General features: G+C 43.8%; 16 protein-coding genes and 2 tRNA genes. 6 read left to right on the top strand and 12 right to left on the bottom strand.

The genetic code is table 11. The annotated features are described in order from the left end of the window. Window positions 1–39 precede the first annotated feature (39 nt). Window positions 40–2,319, top strand: coding sequence for an NADP-dependent malic enzyme (locus AC1P5O_RS10470; RefSeq protein WP_004280528.1), 2,280 nt, complete (start codon window positions 40–42; stop codon window positions 2,317–2,319). 94 nt (window positions 2,320–2,413) lie between these two features. Beyond that, on the top strand, window positions 2,414–3,649 hold the full coding sequence (locus AC1P5O_RS10465; protein ID WP_224215613.1) for a multifunctional CCA addition/repair protein: 1,236 nt from the start codon (window positions 2,414–2,416) through the stop codon (window positions 3,647–3,649). A gap of 83 nt (window positions 3,650–3,732) precedes the next feature. Here the strand turns inward: AC1P5O_RS10465 and epmA are convergent, their stop codons facing one another. From epmA to greB, 5 genes are all read right to left on the bottom strand, one after another. Beyond that, window positions 3,733–4,707 carry an EF-P lysine aminoacylase EpmA gene (gene epmA / locus AC1P5O_RS10460; protein ID WP_253174541.1) on the bottom strand — a complete coding sequence of 325 codons (975 nt, stop codon included), beginning with the start codon at window positions 4,705–4,707 and terminating at the stop codon, window positions 3,733–3,735. Then, window positions 4,704–5,771, bottom strand: coding sequence for a 4-phosphoerythronate dehydrogenase (locus AC1P5O_RS10455; RefSeq protein ID WP_004645739.1), 1,068 nt, complete (start codon window positions 5,769–5,771; stop codon window positions 4,704–4,706). The genes epmA and AC1P5O_RS10455 overlap by 4 nt, the downstream gene beginning before the upstream one ends. 180 nt (window positions 5,772–5,951) lie before the next feature. Further along, window positions 5,952–6,041, bottom strand: a tRNA-Ser gene (locus tag AC1P5O_RS10450). 269 nt (window positions 6,042–6,310) lie between these two features. Next, window positions 6,311–6,400 (bottom strand) — tRNA-Ser (locus tag AC1P5O_RS10445). Window positions 6,401–6,488: 88 nt separating this feature from the next. Continuing rightward, window positions 6,489–6,983 carry a transcription elongation factor GreB gene (gene greB, locus AC1P5O_RS10440; RefSeq protein ID WP_004645740.1) on the bottom strand — a complete coding sequence of 165 codons (495 nt, stop codon included), beginning with the start codon at window positions 6,981–6,983 and terminating at the stop codon, window positions 6,489–6,491. Window positions 6,984–7,408: 425 nt separating this feature from the next. Between greB and AC1P5O_RS10435 the strand changes: the two genes are divergently transcribed. Further along, window positions 7,409–8,461: an MltF family protein gene (locus AC1P5O_RS10435; protein WP_499005990.1), complete on the top strand. Its 1,053-nt coding sequence runs from the start codon at window positions 7,409–7,411 to the stop codon at window positions 8,459–8,461. A 93-nt stretch (window positions 8,462–8,554) separates the two neighbouring features. Here the strand turns inward: AC1P5O_RS10435 and AC1P5O_RS10430 are convergent, their stop codons facing one another. Next, window positions 8,555–8,941: an SCP2 sterol-binding domain-containing protein gene (locus AC1P5O_RS10430; protein ID WP_004280536.1), complete on the bottom strand. Its 387-nt coding sequence runs from the start codon at window positions 8,939–8,941 to the stop codon at window positions 8,555–8,557. A 206-nt stretch (window positions 8,942–9,147) separates the two neighbouring features. Then, window positions 9,148–10,074 carry a tRNA 2-thiocytidine(32) synthetase TtcA gene (ttcA, locus tag AC1P5O_RS10425; protein WP_004280538.1) on the bottom strand — a complete coding sequence of 309 codons (927 nt, stop codon included), beginning with the start codon at window positions 10,072–10,074 and terminating at the stop codon, window positions 9,148–9,150. Between the two features lie 544 nt (window positions 10,075–10,618). Here ttcA and AC1P5O_RS10420 point away from each other — a divergent pair. Together AC1P5O_RS10420 and htpX are read left to right on the top strand one after the other, a co-directional pair. Next, window positions 10,619–11,446, top strand: coding sequence for a lytic transglycosylase domain-containing protein (locus AC1P5O_RS10420; protein WP_499005989.1), 828 nt, complete (start codon window positions 10,619–10,621; stop codon window positions 11,444–11,446). Between the two features lie 176 nt (window positions 11,447–11,622). Beyond that, the gene (gene htpX, locus AC1P5O_RS10415; RefSeq protein ID WP_004280540.1) at window positions 11,623–12,528 is read left to right on the top strand and encodes a protease HtpX; all 906 of its coding nucleotides are present in this window, start codon (window positions 11,623–11,625) and stop codon (window positions 12,526–12,528) included. Between the two features lie 81 nt (window positions 12,529–12,609). Here the strand turns inward: htpX and AC1P5O_RS10410 are convergent, their stop codons facing one another. From AC1P5O_RS10410 to AC1P5O_RS10390, 5 genes are all read right to left on the bottom strand, one after another. Then, a complete protein-coding gene (locus AC1P5O_RS10410; protein ID WP_253175421.1) occupies window positions 12,610–13,191 on the bottom strand; it encodes a DUF4112 domain-containing protein in 582 nt (193 codons plus the stop codon). A gap of 74 nt (window positions 13,192–13,265) precedes the next feature. Continuing rightward, on the bottom strand, window positions 13,266–14,606 hold the full coding sequence (gene mgtE / locus AC1P5O_RS10405; RefSeq protein ID WP_253175423.1) for a magnesium transporter: 1,341 nt from the start codon (window positions 14,604–14,606) through the stop codon (window positions 13,266–13,268). A gap of 163 nt (window positions 14,607–14,769) precedes the next feature. Next, window positions 14,770–17,898, bottom strand: coding sequence for an efflux RND transporter permease subunit (locus AC1P5O_RS10400; RefSeq protein ID WP_262472032.1), 3,129 nt, complete (start codon window positions 17,896–17,898; stop codon window positions 14,770–14,772). Between the two features lie 172 nt (window positions 17,899–18,070). Further along, on the bottom strand, window positions 18,071–21,166 hold the full coding sequence (locus AC1P5O_RS10395) for a multidrug efflux RND transporter permease subunit (protein ID WP_253175427.1): 3,096 nt from the start codon (window positions 21,164–21,166) through the stop codon (window positions 18,071–18,073). A gap of 258 nt (window positions 21,167–21,424) precedes the next feature. Beyond that, window positions 21,425–23,026, bottom strand: a complete 1,602-nt coding sequence (locus AC1P5O_RS10390) for an isocitrate lyase (protein ID WP_004280550.1) — start codon at window positions 23,024–23,026, stop codon at window positions 21,425–21,427. Window positions 23,027–23,665: 639 nt separating this feature from the next. Here AC1P5O_RS10390 and AC1P5O_RS10385 point away from each other — a divergent pair. Further along, a partial coding sequence (locus AC1P5O_RS10385) for a transposase (RefSeq protein ID WP_141697854.1) occupies window positions 23,666–23,866 on the top strand: 201 nt, incomplete at its 3' end.

Genomic DNA, 23,866 nt, shown 5'->3' with positions numbered 1-23,866 from the left:
CCCGCTGACCGGGTAATCTTTACAACGATCGAGAGACTGATGGACGAACAATCTTTAAAGCAACAGGCCCTTTACTATCACGAGTTTCCTACCCCGGGGAAAATCAGCGTTACACCAAGCAAACAATTGGTCAACCAACGTGACTTGGCCCTTGCTTACTCGCCTGGCGTAGCTGCACCATGTCTTGAGATTGAACGCGATCCTTCAACTGCTGCATTGTATACGGCTCGTGGCAACCTGGTTGCTGTCGTGACCAACGGTACTGCCGTGCTTGGCCTGGGTAATATTGGTCCTTTGGCTTCTAAACCAGTGATGGAAGGTAAAGGCGTATTATTCAAAAAATTCGCTGGCGTTGATGTATTCGATATCGAAATTGCTGAAAATGATCCAGACAAGATTGTGGATATTGTCGCTGCATTAGAACCGACTTTCGGCGGGATTAACCTTGAAGATATCAAGGCGCCAGAGTGTTTCTATATCGAGCAAAAACTGCGTGAACGCATGAATATTCCGGTATTCCATGATGATCAGCACGGTACTTCGATCATTGTCGGTTCTGCGCTCCTCAATGCGTTACAAATCAACGGCAAAAAAATTGAAGATATCAAGATCGTGGCTTCAGGCGCGGGTGCTGCTGCACTGTCTTGTTTGAATCTGCTTTGTGCTCTGGGTGCTAAAAAAGAGAATATCATCGTTGCCGATTCACGCGGTCTGCTGACTACGCATCGTGAAGGCCTGGATGAATCCAAGAAAGCCTATGTACAAGACATCGAAGCCACTCAGCTCGGTGACGTGATTGCGGGTGCAGACATGTTCCTCGGTCTTTCTGCTGCGGGCATTTTGACCAAAGAAATGGTCAAGGTCATGGCTGAAGATCCGATCATCTTTGCCTTGGCAAACCCGGATCCAGAAATTCTGCCTGAACATGCGCATGAAGTACGTGATGACGTGATCATGGCAACTGGCCGTTCTGACTATCCGAACCAGGTGAATAACGCACTGTGCTTCCCGTACATCTTCCGTGGTGCACTGGACGTTGGTGCAACCACCATTAACGAAGAAATGAAAATTGCCTGTGTCCACGCGATCGCGCGTATGGCACACGTTGAAGCTGATGCGGCGACTTATGGTGAAAAATCTGCATCATTTGGCCGTGAATACCTGATTCCGGGACCACTGGATCAACGTTTGATTCTAGAAATCGCACCTGCTGTTGCACAAGCAGCCATGGATTCTGGCGTGGCAACACGTCCAATCACGGATTTCTCGCATTATCGTCAACGTTTGTCTGAGTTTGTCTACAACTCTGCATTCATGATGAAACCGATTTTCGAACAAGCCAAATCTGATCCTAAACGTATTGCTTATGCGGAAGGTGAAGACCTGCGTGTACTTCGCGCAGTTCAAATTGCGGTAGATGATGGTTTGGCAATTCCAATTCTGGTGGGTCGCCCAGCGGTAATTGAAGCCAACATCAAAAAATTGGGTCTACGTCTTGAAGATGGCGTGAATATCACGATTGTTGATCAGGAAAAGAACCCCAACTATGAAATGTTTGCAGATGATTACTACAACATCATGCAGCGCAAGGGTGTAACGCCTGAATACGCACAGCGTGAAGCACGTCGCCGCTCTACCCTGATCGCAGCGATGCTTGTGAAACATGGCATGGCAGATGGTATGCTGTGTGGTACGTATTCAAGCTATGACATTCACCTGGACTTCGTCAGCAACATCATTGGCAAGAAAGATGGTCATAATACCTTCTTTACCCTGAATGCCTTGATGCTTGAAGACCGTAACCTGTTCATTGCCGATACCTATGTCAACACCAATCCAACGGCTGAGCAGCTAGCTGAAATGACGATTCTAGCTGCTGAAGAAGTTCGCCGTTTTGGTATGACGCCACGTATTGCCCTGCTTTCTCACTCAAGCTTCGGTTCAGACCAGCATGATGCCAGCGCGCAAAAAATGCGTAAGGTATATGACATCTTGTCTGAAATCGCGCCCGAGCTGGAAGTTGAAGGTGAAATGCACGGTGATGCTGCTCTGGATGAAAACATTCGTCAGTTTGCATTCCCGAATTCACGTTTCAAAGGCTCTGCAAACTTGCTGATCATGCCAAATCTGGATGCAGCCAATATCTCGTTTAACCTGTTAAAAGCAACTTCAGGCAACAACGTAACGATTGGTCCAATTCTTCTAGGTGCTGCAAAACCTGTGCACATTTTGACGCCGACTGCGACTACGCGTCGTGTGATCAACATGACTGCACTGACTGTTGCAGAAATCCAGCAAGCGGAACAAGATGCACTTTAAGCCAATGACAAGATAACGACGCATCAGCCTCGTTTCTTAACTTGAGAAAACCTCTATTCTGTAGCATGATGCTTGTAAGAATAGAGGTTTTTTCATGCAAGTTTATTTAGTAGGCGGCGCAGTTCGAGATCATTTGCTCGGACACCCCTATCACGAAAAAGATTATGTGGTTGTTGGTGCAACTCCCGCGCAAATGCTTGACTTAGGCTATCAGCCCGTAGGCAAAGATTTCCCTGTTTTTCTACATCCCCAAACAAAAGAAGAATATGCACTGGCGCGTACCGAACGTAAATCTGGCACCGGTTATCATGGTTTTGAGTTTCATACCGATGTCAGCGTTACGCTAGAGCAGGATCTGATTCGTCGCGATCTGACCATTAATGCCATGGCCATGGATGATGCCGGCCAGGTTTATGATCCTTATGGTGGTCAACAGGATCTGGAAAAGCGGATTCTACGTCATGTTTCCGATGCTTTTGTCGAAGATCCATTACGCGTGCTACGCATTGCCCGTTTTGCTGCCCGTTATACCAGTGCAGGCTTTGTGATTGCCGATGAAACTTTGGCGTTAATGCAACGCTTGACTGAATCGGGTGAATTAAATGCCTTGACACCGGAACGCGTCTGGAAAGAAACTTCCCGTGCATTATCCGAACGTCATGCTGATGTGTATTTTGAAGTATTACGCGAGTGTGGTGCTTTAAAGGTACTCTTCCCTGAGATTGACGCCTTATATGGCATTCCGCAACGACCTGAATATCATCCGGAAATTGACTGCGGCATTCACACGATGATGTCCTTGCAGCAGGCATGTCGTCAAAATTATAGCCTGGATGTACGTTTTGCCGTTTTAGTGCATGACTTAGGAAAAGCTTTAACGCCGGTTGAAGAATTACCGCGACATATCATGCATGAAGAGCGTGGCATCAAGCCAGTGAATGAACTGTGTGACCGTTTAAAAGTGCCGACGTATACCAAGCAGCTGGCTTTGGCGGTGTGCAAAGAGCATCTGAAATGCCATCAGGCCTTCAATCTTAAGCCGGGAACCTTATGGCGATTATTGCAACGTCTGGATGTGTTACGTCGCCCTGAACGTGTCGAAGCTTTCGTCCAGGCGTGTGAATGTGATTCACGTGGCCGTCTAGGTCTGGAAGATCGTGCTTATCCACAAGCACAATATGTCCTCGATGCCATGCAAACCGTACGCGCCATCAAGGCACAAGACCTGCCTGCCGATATTCAGGGTCCGGATATTGGTGAAATGCTGATTGAACGACGGATTCAGGCACTCGGTGAACTCAAAGCACAACAAACCGTAGCGATTGAATAATAAAAAAGCACCCTCGGGTGCTTTTTTAATAGCTTAATTTCTCTTTATCACAAAAGGAATTAAGAAATATTGGATCAGTACCATCAGGAAATATCTGCCGGAAAAGTAATCACTTGCTCCAGTTTCATTTGATTGGTTGCAATCATCAACAAACGGTCAATTCCAAGGGCAATTCCAGAACATTCCGGCATATTCGGTAAAGCTGCCAATAGATATTTATCGATCGGCATGACATGCAAGCCCAGCTTGGCCCGTTCTGCATTATCCGCCTCAAAGCGCGAACGCAATACGTCGGCATCAATCAGCTCATCATAGGCATTGGCCAATTCTAAACCTTCGATATACAATTCAAAACGTGCGGCGACCAGTTCACCATCTTCATCGGTTCGGGTTTTGGCCAGTGATGCCATTTCAGGGGGGAAATCAGTCAGGAATACTGCAGTATCAAAACCCAGACTAGGTTCAACCATATGTGAAAATAACAAGTCGATATAGCCAAGACGGTCATTTCCCAGATCCAGATTAAGACCAACGCGGCGGCAGCAATCTTTCAGTTCCTGTAAAGTGGCTTGAAGTGGATTGAGATCCAGACGATCCATGAAAGCATGTTTATAGCTTAGAATGGTCGGACGGATTTCGCCAAAACGTGCTTTCAAAGTCACATTCAGCAAATCCGATACTTCAAACATCAGATCTTTTAAGCTAAATCCCGGGCGATACCATTCCAGCATGGTGAATTCGCTATTGTGCTTGCGTCCATGCTCATCATTGCGGAAGACCTTACAGATTTGGTAAATGGGTCCACTACCACTGGCCAATAAGCGCTTCATAGCAAATTCGGGTGAGGTCTGCAAATAATGCGTATTCAGTTTACCCAGCACATGGCGCTGTGCCTGTACCGAGGCTAAATGCACATCGGTCACACCGGCTTGAGACAAAATCGGTGTTTCCACCTCTAATACATCCCGCTCAGCGAAAAATTGACGGATTTGACGATATAAGGTCGCCCGTGCACGCATGGCTTGAAGGTCACAAGTGGGTTGATACGTCATCGTCATGCCTTCGGCCCACCATGTGCTGCCCACTCACGACGCAGCGGATAGGTTTTACGTAAATGATCAAATGCCTGCTGATCGATTTTGCCTTCTTTGAGACAGGCACGTAGATTGGCATCATCACGAGCAATGTCATAAATTTGGGATAAATGCTGTTGCAATGCCATTTTTAAATCCTGCCCCTGAAAAAACTGCTCACAGATAGGCAGCTGGGATTCAAACTGTTTATTGGCTGCAAAACCGAAAGTTTGACAAAAAGCTTCGTAAATCATCTGGGTACCACGTGCCTTGCCTTCCAGGCTATAGCCGGCAATATGCGGAGTCACCAAAGTCACCAGATCCAGAAGTTCTGCTGAAATCAGCGGTTCGTGTTCAAAAACATCCAAAATTACGGGGCGTTGTGTCGCTTTAATATCTTGAATTAAGGCAGTTTCTTCAATCACTGGCCCACGCGCTGAGTTAATCAGGATCGCGTCAGGCTGCATTTTTGCCAACGCAGTAGCATTAAATAAATGATAGGTTGGATATATGCCTGTTTTGGTTAAAGGGACATGAATTGAAACGGCGTCCGCCTGCTGCAGCAGTTCATGAAATTCGACTTGATCAACCTGCTCTCTTTGCACAAAAGGATCGCAACCGATCACGCGCCAGCCCAAGAGCTTCGCCATGTAGGCCAACCGGGTGCCGACATTACCCAAACCGACAATACCCAGGGTAAATGTCGTATTGGCATCGAGTAATTCAGGACGTACCTGCAATAATGCGGTAATGACATATTCAGCCACTGCTTGCGCATTACAGCCGGCTGCATTACTCCACTGAATCCCATGTTGTTCTAATGCAGCAATATCCAAATGATCTGTACCAATGGTGGCACTGCCCACAAATTTGATCGAACTATTCTGTAGCAGTACTTCATTGACCTGAGTCACTGAACGTACCAGCAAGCTATCGGCATCTTTGACATCATCTGCGCTTAAGGTTCGCCCTGCACAATGTTGAATGTCACCAAATTCGGAAAAGAAATAATCGGTAAATGCCAGATTTTCATCTGCGACAATTTTCATAATGAGATCCATATGATGCTTGGGCGTATGATAGCGCGTTGACGCCTCTGACTCTATATTTGGCCGATACGTCCATTTTTCAAGATTTTATGAATTAAGTTCAGGACTGAAGAATTTAATATTCAAGATCTGTAGCCTAAAAAGAAAAACCCCAATCTTTCGACTGGGGTTTTTAAAATTTGGCGGAAGCGGTGAGATTCGAACTCACGGAGGACTCACACCCTCGTCGGTTTTCAAGACCGGTGCATTAAACCGCTCTGCCACGCTTCCTTGGCCGCCATCATATAAATAAATTAGATTTTTGGCAATAAAATTTAGCGAAACTTCTATAAAAAGCGGTTTATTCAGCTAAAAATCACCCGAAATCAAAGCTAACCTGGGTATTTTCAATCAAAGTTTTTAATATTGAAATGATCTTAAGTTGTATTTAACTCAGCAGAGAATGATGAGAGGAATTAACTGCCTTATCAAGTGGATCAACAACTGAAAAATATTGAGACATAAAAAAACCCAGTCAAATAGACTGGATTTTTAAAATTTGGCGGAAGCGGTGAGATTCGAACTCACGGAGGACTCACACCCTCGTCGGTTTTCAAGACCGGTGCATTAAACCGCTCTGCCACGCTTCCATGGCCGACATCATATAAACAAAAATCACGCTTGGCAAATATTTTTATGCTTTCACTGCATCAACTGCACAAAATAAAATCAATTATATTAATCTGCTGAATTTTCTGGCTTTTCATAACGAATTGAGTTGATGAACCAAAGTTTCTTGCCGGAGGGGGTCAATACCTCGGCCTCATCATCGACCTGCTTGCCTAATAACGCGCGTGCCATCGGTGAACTGATCGAAATATGCTGCGGATGATGATCATAAATTTCATCTACACCGACAATACGTAAAGTTTTTTGTTCACCTTCTTCATTTTCAATGTCCACCCAGGCACCAAAATAGACCTTGCCCTCTTGCTCCGGGGAAAAATCTATAATTTTCAGCTCTTCGAGGCGCTTGCCGAGATACCTGACCCGTCGATCAATTTTACGCAAAATTTGCTTGTTATATTGGTAGTCTGCGTTTTCAGAACGGTCGCCGAGACTGGCGGCCCAGTTCACTTTTTTGGTAATTTCAGGACGCTCTTCATGCCAGAGATTCTTAAGTTCTGCCACCAATTTATCGTGTCCAGCACGGGTGATTAAGTTGGATTTCATACGTCTTGCTGATCATATTTTCAGTGTTTTAACTTACAAACAGCTTATTTTATTTACCATTTTAACACAATGGCAAAATTCCAAAAAAATTAACTTTACATTTCAATATCTTAAAATTATTTTTAAAAATAATTTGTGTACAAAATTTGACAATCGTTTTTTAGATCATTAATATGCCACCAACTTCCGGAAATGCTTACTTTTTAATCTATGTAGTTTTTCTACATAATTATCTTTAAATCTCTTGTCATTTTGAATGACGTCATGACTGCCCAACCCTTATTGAATTTATCAAACTGTTAAAATTTCTGGCTTTGTTGGCTGTGATTTTTAGGGCATAAATTACTTGTAGCGGAGACAACATGCACAGTAGTTCATCCACTGGGTCGAGGCTTTGCCTAAGATCTGTAATTTCTTCTCTCCCTTTGAAAGCACTTGTACTGAGCACTGCATTTATTCCCCTACACAGTATCAATGCAAGTAAGACCACACTTCAGTTTGATCATGTGGTCAATAGCAATAAGTTGACCGTGGTTGCGGTTGAAAATCCGACCACCGTATTTCAGGATGGACAACATCTACATGGCTTCGGTTATGATCTGGTTCGTAACTATGCTAACAATCTGAATGTAAAGCTCGATTTTAAAATCGTCCCTGATAATAATACGGCACTACAATGGGTTGCTCAGGGTAAAGCCAATCTGGCCATGACAACTACCGATATACGCACCATTGAAAACAAGCGTTTGACGTCGTTCTCGGCCACTTGTGGCGATGAATCAATTCTGTCGAGTAATGGCTTGAATACCAATTTAAATCTGGTGTTTAAATCTGCTACAGATCCTTTGAGCCAGACGGCCAGTGCTTTTGTCTGCAAAGGCAAACAAAGTGGTGCCATTAAGCAGCTTGCTTCATTTTATAATCAGAATGTCGTGAAAGAGGAATCTTGGACCACTATTCAACGTGATTTGAACAATCGCCTGCCGATCTATGAAGCGAGCTTTAAACAGACCGCTCAGCAATATGATCTGGATTGGCATTTACTGGCGGCCATTGGTTATCAGGAATCTTATCTGAAACCGAATTCAGTTTCTCCGACGGGTGTGCGTGGTTTGATGATGCTGACCAACAGTACAGCAAAAGCCATGGGCGTGAGTAACCGTACCGATCCTGCTCAAAGTATTCAGGGTGGTGCCAAGTATTATGATCAAATGCTTAGTCGCTATGAGCATATTCCTTTTCCAGATCGGAACTGGTTTGCACTGGTAGCGTATAATATGGGTCCAGGTGCAGTGAATCAGTTGCAAAAGCGCATTCAGTCGCAAGGCAAGAACCCGAATAACTGGGTGAACTTATATGCCTATCTGGATCAGAATAAGGCCAATAATGGTCGTTACCGTCAAGCGGTGCAATATGTAACCCGTATTCGTGCTTATCTGGAGCATATCAAGACTACACCGCAATTGGTGAATATCTAAGCTGAAATCTTAGCGTTAATCAAAATGCCATAAAAAAAGCTTACCTCAGGGTAAGCTTTTTTGGTCTTTATTCGGGCGAATGTCTTAGCAGAATTAAGCCGTGGTATTTTCAAGTACTTTCTTGAACAAATCTTTTTGTTCCTGACTTGGTTTTGCAGTTTGAAGTGCCATCAATTGTGACATATCACCCTGTACTTTGATTTTACCTGTCATGAAGGCCTGCATCGCAGCAGCCATATCAAACTCTAGAAAAACTTTACGTAGAGTTTCGCCATCCATATTCAGCGTAGTTTTGGCATTTGAAGACAAACCTTTTTTGATTGCCCCACCATCTAAAGATAGTTCAGTATTACCTGTAGTGTCCGCTACAACCAAATTAATCGCAAGGTTCGCCAAAGCTGGTGGCAAATTCAAATCGCCAGCTTGCGCAGTTAGAGTTTCTACAGTTGAAAACCAATCATCAGTTAAAAAAGCAGGCATGATCTTTCCTCAAATTATTTGTTCATTTGTGTCGACTATCCAGACGACATCATGTTGAAGCTATTATGCTTGTGCTTTGTTATATCATGATCATTAGCGCAAAGGCTAACGAATTTTGTACGCGCCGTTCAATTTTTGTAGTTCTATTTTTATTTATGTTTATAAGCAGACATCAACCCGCAGGCTGATGTCTACACGTTCTAAAATTAGTCTGCAGCAAAGCCCAGATTGACCATATTGATCCGACGGTTCTCGCCTTCCACAGCTTCTTCAGTTGAATCACCGCCTTTGAAGTCGAATTCACGCTGGCTGTCCAGCACTTCAAAATCAAATAATTCACGATCGACCAGCTGCGATGGCGAAACATTTTGCAATGCGCCAAAAATGCTGTGCAGACGTTTTGGATGTGCTTTATCCCAATCACGTAACATGTCATTGATAATTGCGCGCTGCAGGTTGTCCTGAGAGCCACATAAATTACATGGAATAATTGGAAATTGACGCATTTCTGCATATTTGATGATGTCTTTTTCTTCCACATAGGCCAGTGGGCGAATCAGAATGTTCTTTTTGTCTGAAGACAACAGTTTTGGTGGCATAGCTTTCAAGCTGCCGCCATGGAACAGGTTCAGGAAGAAAGTCGCCAAGATATCATCACGATGATGGCCTAAAGCAACTTTGGTCGCGCCAATTTCCTGCGCAAAACCGTATAAAGAACCACGACGCAAACGCGAACAGACTGCACAATAGGTTTTGCCTTCTGGCGTCAGTTTTTTGGTAATGCTGTAGGTGTCTTTTTCCAGAATGTAATACGGAATATTATTTTCTTCTAAATAACGCGGTAGAACATCTTCAGGGAAGCCTGGCTGTTTCTGATCCAGATTCACAGCCACTACATCGAAATTGATCGGTGCGATGCGCTTGAACTGTAGCAGGATATCCAACAGGGTATAACTGTCTTTACCACCAGAAATACACACCATGACCTTATCGCCTTCTTCAATCATCTTGAAGTCACGAATGGCATGTCCGACCTGGCGGCGAAGCTTCTTCAACAAACGGTAGTAGGCTGAGCTTGTTGGCAGTTCAGGTTTGAAATTAAATCCTTGTTCGGACTCAACTGGCGAGTACATAGACGAGATTAACCCATAAAAAAAATACCGCGCAATTTTAGCCGATTCAGACCGCTATCGCATCAAAAGAATTTATTTTCATGAAAATGTCTTATTAGTTTCATTTTCATGTTTTATTTAGATTGATATATTGAACGATTGCGTTCATTTTTTAGTCAAGATGCTTATCTTTTGGACTTTTCCACAGTTGTCCACAAAAGCTGTGGATAACTTTGTGGATTGAAACAGACTTGACAACTTGTCCGGCTCAAAAGATAAGGCTTTTCTTTGAATTGATCATTTTTTGATCAATTTAATTATTTATAAAAATCAATTAGTTAAACCTGTCAAGCCTAAGGTTTTAAATTAAATCATATTTTTTTTTCTACTGCTAAAATGTAAAAAATGACTTGCATTTACAAACTCGTTTATAAATGCAGCGCACAAGTCTTTTCATTCCGTAATTTTTTGTTAAACTCTTTATTGAATTTTTCTCGCTTGTGTTTACTTAATATAAACAATGAAAATAAATGTGTATGTTTTGGGGCGTTATGGGATCAGTGGTTTGCTATTAGCAAGCTGTTGTCATTTTGCTTATGCCGGTCAAACGATCTATCAATTACGTGACAGTAATGGCAGTACTTTATTGACCAATAAGAAAAGTCGCTATAACCATCTACAGGTAGAAAAGAAAACCTATTATCCAGACAGCAATATTCACAGTTATAGCAACTGGGGTTCAAGTGAAGCTTCGGTATTGCCAAGTTATAGTAAAAATAAAAATGCCTATGACTCGATCATCCGTCAGGCAGCACAAACCTATGGTGTATCTGAAGGCTTGATTAAAGCCGTGATGCATACCGAATCCGGTTTTAATGTGCAGGCACGTTCTCCAGTCGGTGCACAGGGCTTAATGCAACTCATGCCCGCGACTGCCCGTCGTTTTAATGTCAGCAATGCTTATGACCCGCAGCAGAATATTATGGCAGGTGCCAAATATCTGGCCTGGTTATTGAAACGTTTTAATGGCAATACCACCTTGGCACTGGCCGGCTATAATGCCGGTGAAGGTAATGTTGCCAAATATAAGGGCGTACCACCGTTTCGTGAAACTCAGGACTATGTCCGTCGTGTCAGCAGCCGTTATCAGAACCTATATGCTCAAGGTCTAGGTAATCATAGTGCTGCCTATACAGCATCTTCTGATACTGGCCGTGTGATTGCCAGTTCTGACAATTATTCGACTGGAACCACCACAGCTTCCAATATTCAGGCTGCCAAGTATCAGCGTCAGATCATTGCTCAAGCGGATGGCAGTTTCACCGATGCACCGGCAGGCTCATATGCCACCGCCAATGCGTCAGCATCTGCAAAAATATATTTGAGTGAATAATTTCTAAACAGCTTTGTTTTTAAAGACCTATGTTTTAATTAGTACAAAAAATATCCTGTGTTTTTTGTAGCCAAATGCTATTTTTTCCTTGAATTCTTCTCCATTTCACCGCATATTGATTTCAATGATTTACATTTAATAATCAGATTATTTTTCTGTAATAAGAGGATTTCTCAATGATGCGGATTGGTTTGTTCTTGCTAACCAACCTCGCGGTACTGGTTGTAGCTGGCATTATCTTGTCACTCTTCGGTGTCGGTAGTTACCATGGCGCAGGTGGCTTGAATCTAGGCAACCTGTTGGTCATCTGTTTTGTGTTCGGTATGGTCGGCTCAATGATTTCCCTGTTCATGTCTAAATGGATGGCGAAAAAGACCACGGGTACTGAACTGATTGACCCGAATGCACCTCGTAACCAAGCTGAAGCCTGGTTGCTCCAAGAAGTTGCACAACTTTCTCAGCGTGCAGGCATTAAAATGCCGGAAGTGGGTATTTTCCCCTCTTACCAGTCGAATGCCTTTGCCACTGGCTGGAACAAAAACGATGCTCTCGTTGCGGTATCAACCGGCTTGCTTGAGCGTATGAACAAAGACGAACTTCGTGCAGTATTGGCGCATGAGATTGGTCACGTCGCCAATGGTGACATGGTCACTCTGGCACTGATCCAAGGTGTTGTGAACGCCTTCGTGATGTTCTTCGCACGTGTCGCGGGCGATTTTATTGACCGCAATGTCTTTGGTCGTGAAGAAGGTGAAGCCCCGGGTATTGCCTATTTCGTGATTACTATTGTGCTGGATATCGTGTTCGGTATCTTGGCATCGTCGATTGTGATGTGGTTCTCTCGTCACCGTGAATACCGTGCTGATGAAGCAGGTGCACGTCTGGCAGGTAAACAAGCCATGATTTCAGCATTACTGCGCTTACAGGCAGAATCTGAAATGCCAGATGCCATGCCGAAAGAAATGAAAGCATTTGCGATTTCTGCGGGTAAAGAAGAAGGCTTTAGCCTTGCTGCATTGTTCCAGACGCATCCAAGCATCGAACAACGTGTCGCTGCATTGCAACAACTTGATTGTGCTTAAGTAAAACTTTATTTTTGATTCAAAAAAAGCCTGCAATTGCAGGCTTTTTTTATTGGATTCAATTATTCTTTAGCTGACCTATCATTGGCTGAACCATTGATACAGCGCCATAGCACCCCACCCGATCGCGAAGACAAATACAATCAGGAATAAAGTACCTAAAATATCGGGGATATGAATCCAGATCCAGGCCACCACGGGATTGCGCCAGAATGCAGATTGCTGTTGTTTGCGCTCCAGACTTTCATGCAAAAATGGATGCACCACATGCCGGTCACTGCTAATCTGATATTCCTCACGAATATGCAAGTGCACGACATCGAGTGCCTTGCGACTGGGCCGGATAAAAATATCAAAGACCGTGCCCGCCACCGGAATAAATCCTACTACCGCATCGATCGCCGCCATCTTCATCACTGGATTGAGTTTGGCACTCGGCACCCCGATCTGTTTGGCCTTATGAATGGCATAACAGGTCAATATAAAACCGGCAATATCTCCAGCAACCGGAATCGTACTCAAAGCCGCGTCTGCCCCTACTCCTTGCTTGGTAAACGGAATACGCACCACGGAATCCATCATATTGGCAAACTTGGCCAGATCACGTTCCAGACGTATTACCTCTTGTTGGCTTAGTTTTGGTTTTTGTTCAGGCTCAGGCATAGGTTATTCCAGAAATAATGCTGATTTTCTTGAGCATAAAGTATTTTTTCTACGCTGATGTATCAATCTGTGAATTAAAACAATAATTTGGAAGCAACGAATAAATACAGAATTACACCGGTAGCATCGCAGATGGAAGTCACCAACGGCGCCGAAGCACTGGCAGGATCAAGTTTGAGTTTATTTAAAATAAAAGGCAGACTCATGCCGATCAGGCAGCCCATCAACACAATCCCAAGCATGCTGATGGCCAGCACCACAGCGACCATGATATCTCCCCGGATATAACCGAGAATGGATACAGCAATCGCCATGGTGCCGCCTAAGCATAGCGCCACCAGAGATTCACGACTGAGCAGGTTAAACCAGTCCTTGAACTCGACATCGCCTGTGGCCAAGGCACGCACCATCAAGGTGGCTGATTGCGAACCGGCATTCCCGCCACTCCCCACCAAAAGCGGCAAGAAAAATACCAGCACGATATGTGCGGCAATGATCTCTTCAAAGTGTGCAATGCCGATTCCAGAGAGCAGACTGCCAAAAACCAGAATGACCAGCCAAAAGACCCGCTTCTGATACAGGGTCAAAATCGGGGCAGTTTTAAGGCTCATTTCAGTCAACGGCGTTACTGCACCCGACTTTAAAATATCTTCCGTGGTTTCGGCTTCGACAATGTCCATTGCATCGTCATAGGTGACAATTCCTAAGAGTTTTTGCTGTGCATCAACTACAGGCAGAGCAATAAAATCATAGTAGGCCAAGGCTCGAGCTACAATTTCCTGATCATCTGTTACTTGGGCAGAAATGACGTCACGTTGCATCACCTCGGCAATGCTCAGCTCAGGTAAGGCCTGTATGATCTGCCTTAAGGAAATCACACCGATCAGCCGTTTTTCTGCATCGACAATATATATCAAATACAGGGTTTCCTGCCCGGCGGCCACCACACGTAAAGCCTGTATCGCTTCATCCATGGTTAAATCGGGTGAGAGCGTCACAAAACTTGAGCTCATCATGGCACCCGCTGTACCTTCCGGATAGATGGCCAGATCTTTGAGTGTCTGCTGGGATTCTTCAGATAATGCGCCCATCAATTGCAGCTGTAGCGGCGGCGAAAACTGCTTATAAATATCGACAAAATCATCAGAGGGCATTGCGTCCAGAATGGGAACAAGTTCTGAAATAGATAAGTGCTGTGCCACGTTTAACTGCTGCCCTAGGGGCATAAAAGCATAGACCAAGCTCGGTTCACTCAGTTCCCTTAAAATTCGGGCCTGTTGCAGAGCATCTAAATGACTTAAAATGCGCGCCTGATCGGCGACATTCAGCTGACTAAGTAAGCCTACAGCGATGTCGTGATTTTCAGAATGTAATTGTTGTTGGATATTCTGGATTTTTTCTGAAATTGTCGGCATAAGCAGCTCATTATAAAAGTCTGGCATTCAAGAGATGTTTATCCTGATCCCTATGTATGCTAATTTTTTCATGTGAATAATTTTAATGATCATGCTGCAATATGACGATATTTTTTGTATAAATCAATTCCTCGATATTTAGCCAGAAAAAAGCCTGACTGAGTCAGGCTTGTTCACTTTCTAAAGATGGATGCTCTATCACCACTGATTTAGAAACCGTTTTTTTAACCATCAGACCACGGATCAATACATACATAAAGGGAATAAACAGCAGTACCAGTACAGTGGCAAATAGCACCCCACCAAAAACACTACTGCCAATCTCCTGCCGGCTGATTGCACTGACACCGGTGGCAAACATCAAAGGCAGTACGCCCGCTGCAAATGCAATGGAAGTCATGACAATAGGACGCAAGCGTAAGCCCGCAGCCATTATCGCGGCCTGAACCGGAGTATGACCTGTCCGCTCTGCTTGTGCAGCAAACTCTACAATCAAAATTGCATTTTTACAGGACAGACCGATAGTCGTCAGCAAGGCGATATGAAAGTAAATATCGTTCGCAAAACCAAACCAGACACAGAACAGAATACTTCCTCCCACGCCCAGAGGAATCGCGGTCAACACCACAGCAGGAATCGTCCAGCTTTCATAGAGTGCCGTTAAACATAAGAAAATAAAGGCAATCGAAATTAGATACAAGAAAATAGCTTGCCCACTGCTACGTTTTTCTTCTAAGGCGGCTCCACTCCAGGCCAAATTTACTCCGTCTTGTTCATCGACTAAAGCTTCGACATCTTGCATGGTTTGACTCGAAAATTGATCTTTGGGAATACCTGCATATACAGGCACGGCGTTATAGCCCATATAACGGTTGATACTATTCGGTCCACCTTGCCAATTCAGCGTAGTGAATTGATTAAACGATAACATTTCGCCTGTGCTATTACGAACATGCCAATGTGCCAAATCTTCAGGTTTAGAACGGAACTCCGCTTCGCCTTGCATGATGACCCGTTTGATTTGTCCACGATCAATAAAGTCGTTGATATAAGTACCACTCCAAGCCGCAGCCAACGTACTATTAAAACTTTGCTGAGGTACGGCATATTTGAGTAAACGTTCTACATCCAGTTTAATATTCAGCTCGGCACTTTCTTTGGGTACATCAAGTTGTAAATATTCAATCGATGATTTTGCTTTGGCACGAGTTTCAATCTCAGAGAAGGATTGCTGTAAAAACTCGCTACCCCGTGAATCTAGATCTTGTAACCAGAAGTCGACCACACGCCCATTACTTGACATAGAAGGTGCCATAAAGAAAATCTGGGCATTGGTATGATTGGCAAAGTGCTTTTGTGCACGATCTACAATAGCAAAGACGGTATCTTCAGGATTTTTACGCGCTGCCCAGTCCTTTAATACGACAAATAGCTGACCACGATAAGGCCCAACCCCAACATTGTTTCCGCTATACCAAATCCCAATGCTTTGAATGCGCTCAGATTCATGTTGCATTAAATAGTCCTGGACTTCACGCCCTACTTTTTCTATCTCAGAACGTGGTGCATTGCCCGGCATCACAATTTGACCCATGACAAAGCCCATATCTTCCGTTGGCATTAGCCCTTCGGGCAAGGTTTTATAAAGCCAGCCAAAGCCTAAAACACATATACTAAATACAGCCAACATCGTCATTTTAAACTGCATGCTACGTGCAGAAAGCTTTTGGTAACGTATGGTGAGCTTATCCATGCCACGATTAAAACGCTGTGCCCATTTTGGTTGATGTGGTTGACGTTTTAGCAGTTGCGCTGCAAATGTAGGGGTGATGATAAGTGCCACCAATAAAGAAAGTAGCATTGCCACGACCAACGTGATGGAAAACTGACGATAGATGACTCCTGTCATACTGCCAAAAAATGCCATGGGAATAAATACAGCAGTTAAGACCAAAGTAATCCCGATCAATGCACCGCTGATTTCCTTCATTGACTTTAAAGCTGCAGCCTGAGCATCCAAATGTTCTTCATGCATTAAACGTTCAATATTTTCCACGACCACAATGGCATCATCAACCAACAGACCAATCGCCAAAATCAGGGCAAACAAGGTAAAACTGTTTAAGCTCATTCCCAATACATACAGCACCGCAAATGTGGCTAAAACTACAATCGGAATCGTGACTGCAGGAATAATAGTAGCGCGCCAGTTTTGCAGGAAGATAAACATCACCAAGACCACCAGTACCATCGCTTCGACCAAAGTTTTCGCGACTTGTTCAATTGAACTGGTAATAAATGGGGTTCTGTCCATAGTCATACGCAATTGATAATGTGCAGGCAAATTGGCTTGGGCATTTTTCAATACCGTTTGCATCTGCTCTGAAACCGCAATGGCATTACTCCGTGGCGCCAATTGAATCGATAATGCAGCGGATAAATGACCGTTGGTATAATTTAAATGGTTATAACTTTCTGCCCCTAACTCAACACGTGCAACATCTTTCAAGTACAGTACTGAACCTGAATCTGTTGTCTTCACAATGATTTCTTCAAATTCATCAATGCTACTTAAACGTGATCCCGCACTGACCTTGGCATTCATGTATTGATCTTGTGCTGTTGGTAATCCACCAATAGAACCAGATACAAGAGGTGCATTTTGTGCCTCGACTGCATTGCGAATATCACTCGGCATCAGATTAAATTGGCGCAGTTTATGTGGATTGAGCCAAATGCGCATCGCATAGCCTGCGCCATAAAGCTCCACTTCACCCATTCCGTCAATACGGGAAAAACGCGGTTCAACATGCACCATTAAATAGTCAGCAAGCTCTGTAGGTGTCGCCTTCCCTGATTCATCATATAAACTCAGTAATGCAAATTGATCATAACCTTGTTTATAAACAGCCACTCCATTTTGCTGGGTTTCTTCAGGCAATCGACTTAGCACACCATTGACCGCATTTTGCACTTGCAACAGTGCCTGATCGAGATCTACTCCTTGCTCAAACGACAGTGTCAGATTTGCACGTCCCACGCTACTGTTGGACTGAAAGCTTTCCAAACCTTCAATGCCTTTCACCGCTTGTTCTAAAATTTGCGTGACCGATTGCTCAACGGTTTCCGCAGATGCACCACGATACCCCGCAGAAACCCCTAACGCAGGTGCATCCATATTCGGCATATGCTCAATCGGAATTTTTTGCAGTGCAAAAATTCCTAATACCATCATGATAATGGCGATGACGGCTGCAAATTTAGGTCGATAAATAAAAAAGCGTGACAACATGAATAAAAATCCCCATCAGATGCATTCTCACGACACATTCTTGTATGAATAGATGATTTTTATAGCAATTTTCACACCATGCTGAAAACGCAACCAGTCATTGGACGAGTTTTGGCGATAAAAAAATCCCCGTATAAACGGGGATTTTTCAGCTCTAGAGTTTTCCTTTATTTTAAGCACGCGATTTTTTGATGATGAGTCGACGAATTAAAACATACATAAATGGAATAAAAATCAGCACCAGCAATGTTCCAAAAATGACACCACCAAATACACTCACGCCAATTTCCTGACGACTCACCGCACCAGCGCCTGTAGCAAAGACCAGCGGTAAAATCCCTGCGCCAAAGGCCAAAGAAGTCATCAAAATTGGACGTAGACGTAAAGACGCACCTTCTAGTGCGGCTTCTACTACCGATTTACCTTGTTGCTGCGCTAATGAAGCAAATTCCACAATCAGAATGGCATTCTTACAGGACAGACCAATGGTAGTCAGCAAGGCAATCTGGAAATAGATATCATTCGGGAAACCAGCCAGATAACTGAAAATAATATTGCCGCCAATCCCGAGTGGAATAGCTGACATCACGGCGGTTGGAATGCTCCAGCTTTCATATAAAGCCGCCAGACAAAGAAAAATAAAACCAATTGAAATCAGATACAGCCAGATCGCCTGATTATTGGACTGTTTTTCCTCGAAAGAAAGACCGCTCCAGACCACATCCACCCCTTCCTGCTCGGCAATTAAAGCTTCCACATCTTGCATGGCCTGGCCGGAACTGCTGTCTTTGGCCCGATCGGCTTCCATTTGCAATGCGGTATACCCCATAAAGCGGTTGACCACTTCAGGACCACCACTCCAGCCCACTTGCGAGAAGTTACTGAAAGGCACCATCTGATTTTGGTCATTTCGTACATGCCACTGTGCCAGATCTTCCGGCTTGGAACGGAATTCAGCATCACCCTGCATGATCACCCGTTTAATCCGGCCGCGATCAATAAAGTCATTGATATAACTGCCGCCCCAAGCACTGGATAAGGTACTGTTAATCGCCGATTGGGTCAGGCCATTGGCCATGGCCTGTTTCTGGTCAATATTGACACGTAGTTCTGCTTTGTCAGGATTAGAACGCTTGCCCAGATTTTCAAAGCTCGTATAGTTGCCCGCCCGAGCTTCCAGCGCTTTAAATTGCTGTTCCAGATATTGCCGGCCATTGCCATTGATATCTCGAATCCAGAAATCCAGACCATCGGTTTGTCCCAGACCATTGACTGAAGCTGGCATGGACACGTTAATTTGTGCATTGCGATTACTTTGAAAATGCTTCAAGGCCCGTTCACGAATCGCTTGTGCAGTATTGTCCTGACCGGAACGCTCATCCCAATGTTTCAACGCTACAAAACCGGTCGCGAGGTTCTGACCAGTTCCAGAGAAATTTCGCCCATAACGGATCATCACCAGATTGACATTGGCTTGTTCCTGATCCAGAAAATACTTACGGACTTCCTCTCCGATCTGAATGGTATTTTTCATCGGGGCGCCTTCCTGCAATTTAATCTGCAGGCTCAAAATCCCCTGATCCTCACTCGGTAAGAAACTGGTCGGCAAGGCACGATAAAACAGTGCAAATATACCGATCAATCCGGCAAACAGCAGCAAACAGATCGCCTGACGCTGAATCGTGAGTTTAGACAGATTCAGATAACGATGTTTTAAATGCTCCAATTTCTGGTTAAACCAGGATGCCCATTTTGCCGGTTTAGGATTCGGTTTTAGAATAAGCGCGCACAATGCTGGGGTTAGAATCAATGCCACCATTAAGGACAGCGACATCGCAGCAACCAAAGTGATAGAAAACTGTCGGTAGATCACGCCAGTCGATCCGCCAAAAAAAGCCATCGGAATAAAGACTGCGGTTAAAACCAACGTAATCCCGATCAGTGCCCCACTGATTTCCTGCATGGATTCCAGGGCAGCGTCCTTGGCGGACAGTTGCTTTTCATGCATCAGCCGTTCGACGTTTTCTACCACGACAATGGCATCATCCACCAACAGGCCGATCGCCAGAACCAGCGCAAATAAGGTTAAGGTGTTGATACTCATACCCAGTGCATACAGCACCGCCATGGTACCCAAAATCACCACTGGAACAGTCACGGTAGGAATCAAGGTGGCACGCCAGTTCTGCAAGAAAATGAACATCACAATGATGACCAAAATCACGGCTTCGATCAGGGTTTTGACCACTTCTTTAATTGATTCTTGTACAAAGGGCGTATTATCACGTGGGTAGGCAATTTTATACCCGTCAGGCAATTGCTGGGAAATGCGGGCAATTTCAGCTTTAATCAGATCAGAGGTGGCAATGGCATTGGCCCCTGACGCCAGCGAAATACCTAACCCTGCTGATGGATAACCATTATTGGTACTATAAGACTGATAATTTTCAGCACCCAGTTCCACCCGGGCAATATCTTTTAAATAAATAAAGCTGCCGGCACGATCCGATTTAACAATAATATTCTGGAATTCTTCCACGGTTTTTAGTCGCGATCCCGAAGTGACTTTGGCATTCAGGTATTGCTCGTCTATGGCGGGAAGATCACCAATCGCCCCTGCCGCAACCTGAGTATTCTGGGCTTCAATCGCAGCACGCACATCGCTTGGCATCAGGTTATATTGTTTTAATTTTGCCGGATTCAGCCAGATCCGCATCGCATATTGTGAACCAAAAACATCAACCTCACCAATGCCTTCAATCCGGGAAATGTCCTGTTCCAGATGGGTCATCAGATAGTCGGAAAGTTCAATATTGTTGCTGCGCCCCGACTCATCATACAGGCTGATCACCATATGGGTATCGCCGAGCGATTTAAAGACATTAACACCTTGGCGTTGCACATCTTCTGGCAAGCGGTTCAGAACGCCATTAATCGCATTTTGTACCTGCACCTGTGCAGTATCCGGATCGGTACCATTTTCAAAACTAATACTGACCCGACTACGCCCTGAAGAATCACTACTCGAGCTGAAATACAGCAGATGATCAATGCCTTTGATTTGCTGTTCCAGCACTTGAGTCACGCTTTCTTCCACGGTTTCCGCAGAAGCGCCGCTATAAGTTGCTGCCACCGTTATCCTTGGCGGGGCAATGTCCGGATAACGTTCCACTGGCAGGTTCATTACTGCGAACAAGCCGATTGCCATGACAACAATCGCCAGTACCCCAGCAAAGATCGGGCGGTGGATAAAAAATTTAGACAGCATAAGTCCGGGTCACTTTTAATTAAATAGGGGGTAAATTGATGCAGAACATAAGCATGCTATATCCAAATATTCAGTGACATAGCACTAGAATGCAAGAATTAAACACATAAAAACTGCGATAAAAAACAATCATGGAGAAATTATGGATAATCCCTTTTGAGCACGTTCTTGAGATTGCTCTTCCCTATTTATTAATAGCATTTTTCCAAACAAAAAACCCTGCAGATGCAGGGTTTTTTGGTGAATCAATTAAGCGGATTAAGCGCTGAACTGGTTCATTGTGTTTTTAGAATCATCACCAGCTTTCAATGCATTGTCACCAGCGAAGATTTCTTTGTGGTCATCACCGATGTCAGAACCAGCCATTGCTTGGTGTTTAACACATGCGATACCGCCGCGGATTTCTTTACGTTGTACGCCAGCAACATAAGCCAACATACCTTCAGTACCGAAGTAACCTTGAGCAAGCTCATGAGTAGAAAGTGCAGCTGTGTGGTAAGTCGGAAGTGTGATCAAGTGATGGAACACACCCGCTTCACGAGCAGCGTCAGCTTGGAATGTACGAACTTTTTCGTCAGCTTCAGCAGCCAGTTCAGTTGCATCGTACTCAGCGCTCATTAACTTAGCACGGTCGTAAGCAGAAACGTCTTTACCTTCAGCAACCCAACGGTCATACGCTTGTTGACGGAAGTTTAAAGTCCAGTTGAACGAAGGCGAGTTGTTATAAACAAGTTTCGCATTTGGAACTGTTTCACGTACACGATTAACCATGTGAGCAATTTCAGCAACGTTTGGAGTCGCAGTTTCGATCCAAAGAAGGTCAGCACCGTTTTGTAGGCTAGTTACACAGTCAAGTACAACGCGGTCGATTTGAGTGCCTTCACGGAACTGGTATAGACCAGAAGCAAGACGTTTAGGACGGTGAAGTTTACCATCACGCTTGATCAGGATTTCGTCTTCTTGCGCTTCTGAAATGTCGATTTCAGTTGTGTCTAAGTAGCTGATGTATTGAGAAGCGATGTCGCCTGGCTCTTTAACCACTGGGATTTTTTGAGTCAAGTCAGCGCCTTCAGAGTCAGTACGTGCAACGATGATACCGTCGTCAAGACCCATTTCCAGGAATGCATAGCGGAGAGCGTGGATTTTCGCGATAAAGTCTTCGTGTGGAACTGTTACTTTACCAGCTTGGTGACCACATTGTTTCGCGTCAGAAACTTGGTTTTCGATTTGTAGTGCACAAGCACCCGCTTCGATCATTTTCTTAGCAAGTAAGTAAGTCGCTTCTTCATTACCGAAACCAGCGTCGATGTCTGCAATGATTGGCACAACGTGAGTTTGGAAGTTGTCGATTTGTGAAGTGATTTCAGCTGCTTTAGCAGTGTCGCCCGCTTCTTGTGCTTTTTTAAGTGCACGGAACAAGTCGTTTAGTTCTTTCGCGTCAGCTTGACGTAAGAAAGTGTAGATTTCTTCGATCAATGCAGGAACAGACGTTTTTTCGTGCATAGATTGGTCAGGAAGTGGACCGAATTCTGAACGAAGCGCTGCAACCATCCAACCAGAAAGGTAGATGTAGCGACGTTCAGTCGTACCGAAGTATTTTTTGTTCGCAATCATTTTTTGTTGCGCGATGAAACCGTGCCAGCAACCTAGTGATTGAGTGTATTTGCTAGAGTCTGCATCATAAGCAGCCATATCACGACGCATAATTGCCGCTGTATATTTCGCAATGTCTAAACCAGTTTTGAAACGGTTTTGAAGTTGCATACGCGCAGCATCTTCAGGACTGATGTCTGCCCAAGTGTTACCGAATTTCGCTTTTAATTCGCGGATTGCATCAATCGCTGTTTGGTATGTAGTCATGATATATTCCTGTAATAATATTAGGATTTTTCTGCAACGAACCGCTCAAATCACACCCTCAATGACTTGTTCAGATTTTCGACGATCCGTTGGGATAGCTAAAGATTAGTGGGCTTATGAAAATTAATCCAATAGTCTGCAAGAATCTTCAGTATTTATTTAAAAAATGAGTAGATCAAAGTCTTAGTAAAATCTCGATAAATTATATTAAGATACTGTTTCATATAAATTTATTTAAAAATAAAAATGGATAAAATTTCCGCATGTTGCTTAAAAATAATTCATTAGACTTAAGTCTGGATATGGGTTTTATGTCCTTTTATTTTTAAAAAATGCTGATCTTTGATGATTTATTCAACTTAAGGAATTCTTAATTTAGTTTACTTTTCACTCAAATCTTGAATACAAGAACAGCCTTTCTCATGTTCTTTTAAAGCGAAAAGATGGCTTTCATTTCCCTCTACAAAAGTCTAAATGATATTCCATTTAACGTGCATCTTTTCTCTTATGTACACTTTGAATAATGGGGCTTAAGCCTGTGTTAATTCTGTAAACTTTATTAGGGTCTGTTGACATTTACTGTTCAAAAAAATAGCGAGAAAGTAAAATTTAATCGCCAAACTAAATTTACTTCTCGCTATGCCTCGTACAATGCTGAATGATCAACACTGGTCTAAGTTACTTTCTATTTTCCGAAATTTTGATATCTATTTCAAATCTAATTTGAGAAATTTTGTCGAAGCAATACTTTATAGAATAAGAACAGGCTGCCCATGGCGTGATTTGCCTAAAGAATTTGGTTCGTATAACTCAATCTTTAAAAAATATAATCGTTGGTGT

It is taken from the genome of Prolinoborus fasciculus, assembly GCF_056724605.1.
The sequence above is the reverse complement of the archived record's forward strand: the minus strand, read 5'-3'. Positions and strand labels throughout refer to the sequence as shown.